3 protein-coding genes and 1 pseudogene are annotated in these 1,746 nt (G+C 36.2%); 1 reads left to right on the top strand and 3 read right to left on the bottom strand.

Annotated features, from left to right (window positions below; all coding sequences use genetic code 11):
* The first annotated feature begins 128 nt into the window (after positions 1-128).
* The gene (locus ACFIJJ_RS09650) at positions 129-755 is read left to right on the top strand and encodes a hypothetical protein (RefSeq protein ID WP_375646791.1); all 627 of its coding nucleotides are present in this window, start codon (positions 129-131) and stop codon (positions 753-755) included.
* A gap of 9 nt (positions 756-764) precedes the next feature.
* Here the strand turns inward: ACFIJJ_RS09650 and ACFIJJ_RS09645 are convergent, their stop codons facing one another.
* The 3 genes and pseudogenes from ACFIJJ_RS09645 to ACFIJJ_RS09635 form a co-directional block, all read right to left on the bottom strand.
* Entirely contained in the window at positions 765-1,295 is a 531-nt protein-coding gene (locus ACFIJJ_RS09645; protein ID WP_375646789.1) for a hypothetical protein, read from the bottom strand.
* Entirely contained in the window at positions 1,282-1,617 is a 336-nt protein-coding gene (locus tag ACFIJJ_RS09640; RefSeq protein ID WP_375624384.1) for a hypothetical protein, read from the bottom strand. The genes ACFIJJ_RS09645 and ACFIJJ_RS09640 overlap by 14 nt, the downstream gene beginning before the upstream one ends.
* A gap of 15 nt (positions 1,618-1,632) precedes the next feature.
* Positions 1,633-1,746, bottom strand: a pseudogene (locus tag ACFIJJ_RS09635) (single-stranded DNA-binding protein); the annotation flags it as partial.

Raw genomic sequence — 1,746 nt, 5'->3', positions numbered from 1 at the left:
CAATACGACCAAGTACAGTGCTGTCATTAAATACGATTTGCTACACTTTGTCAACATAAAAATAACACATATTGATACATTTGAAAAGAATCGGTTAAACAGCACTTATGAATAATTAAGGGTTCAAAATGATGAAATCATTATCCATAACACGCATCATAACATTTATAGCTTTCTTTTCTATATCAGCGCTACCTGCATCAGCGTCATTTGGATTTATAGACAAATTGACGCGTATGTTTACAAGTGTAGATACTATAGAGAAGTATAATCAACTTTACGACAAATACGCGAGTAAAGAATATACTGGCTTTACGCATTTTAATAAGCTAAGCCAAGCACAAGAATTTGTATACATCCGTGGCCATCATAAGATGCCTTCCAAATTTGATCCTGTATTGCATCGTCACGTATTCGTTATTTTATGTGGACGCTTTGTGAATTTATTGCGGGGTGAGTATAATGAAGAAATGTCATGGGCAATGCTACCCAATGTAATAAGTCGTTTACGTTATGAACATAATTGGAGTGAAAGAGATTTTATGTGGGCATACAACGAATCCAATAACAGCAAAAATCCAATGATTTATTATGCAAAAAAATTTCTTAGTAATTCGACTGGAACTGGCATTAGCCCCAAAACACAAATGATAGTTGTAGTATCTGACGTGAGCACCGGTGATTATGAAAACACTAAACAAGTCGCTAGATTTTGCAGAGACTTACCAACGATATATGATATAATGAAACCGTAATAGAGATTGTCATTTACGATCAAAATGTTTCTGAAGCACATTAAGAGCAAAACGTAATGAATTCACAAGGTGTGGTAGCATTTGATCTTCTATAACGAGGCACTGTAGCGCTGCATAAAGGTTATATTGTCTATAGAGGCATTGGGCTTCTTTTAGTGCCTCTTGCGTGTTTATAAACTGCTCTGTTGCAAATTCTACCCATTTATCTCTTGCCTTATCATCAGATGATGATGGCATTTCGTCATAAATTGCATTAGGCAAGCCTTTTGCGCAAAGGTAATTATTCCTTATCTGTAGATATTGCTGGGCGGTGTCGTATTGCTCTTGAGTAATCACGCCTTTTAAACAAAGCCGCCCTATATAGGTACCAGAAAGTGGATTTTTTGCCTCTTGTAGCGTTAAACCGAAGCGTTTTGCACGCATTTCTATTGCCAATTTATCAACGGCTTCACGCAGTGCTTTTGCACGTGATATACGTCCGTTTGGTTCTCTTACCTGCCCTGCTATTTTAGGGCGTCCCCTCTTTTTATTTTTTTTCACTTATGTCCTCAGATGTCTGTTTAATATCTTGCCAAATTCTCTCTGATCTTGACCATGAAATTCGATTTAAAAAGAACAATAAAACCACTAAAATGCATATTACAGCAGCAACACCTAACTTAAGTTTTAAGTGACTTTGATCCCAAGAAAGTTTTAAGAGCAGAATGAAAAGTGTACTCAATAAAGCACCCATCACTATACTGTAATAACTCATTGATGTAGATGACATACAATCTCTTAACAGCTCTATATCATTCTCTGTAAGCATATAAACGGGTTCAGATTCTTCTGTACTAACCCTAGGCTTCTTTTTACTATCCATTAAAGCACCTTCTGTTTAAAAAGGAACACTGTCATTCATAACGGTATGGGGTGTATCAAGAGGTCTGTAAATGCTTCTGTCATAAGCAGATGACTGATCTTGATTATCATCATTTTTGCCATCTAAAAG

The organism is Bartonella sp. TT29SHDZB (assembly GCF_042193395.1).
Classification (GTDB): domain Bacteria; phylum Pseudomonadota; class Alphaproteobacteria; order Rhizobiales; family Rhizobiaceae; genus Bartonella.
This window is presented reverse-complemented; position numbering and strand designations above follow the sequence as displayed.

Coding starts and splice junctions, on each gene's coding strand:
- ACFIJJ_RS09640 (WP_375624384.1), bottom strand. CDS start 1,617: ATGGATAGTAAAAAGAAGCCTAGGGTTAGTACAGAAGAATCTGAACCC.
- ACFIJJ_RS09650 (WP_375646791.1), top strand. CDS start 129: ATGATGAAATCATTATCCATAACACGCATCATAACATTTATAGCTTTC.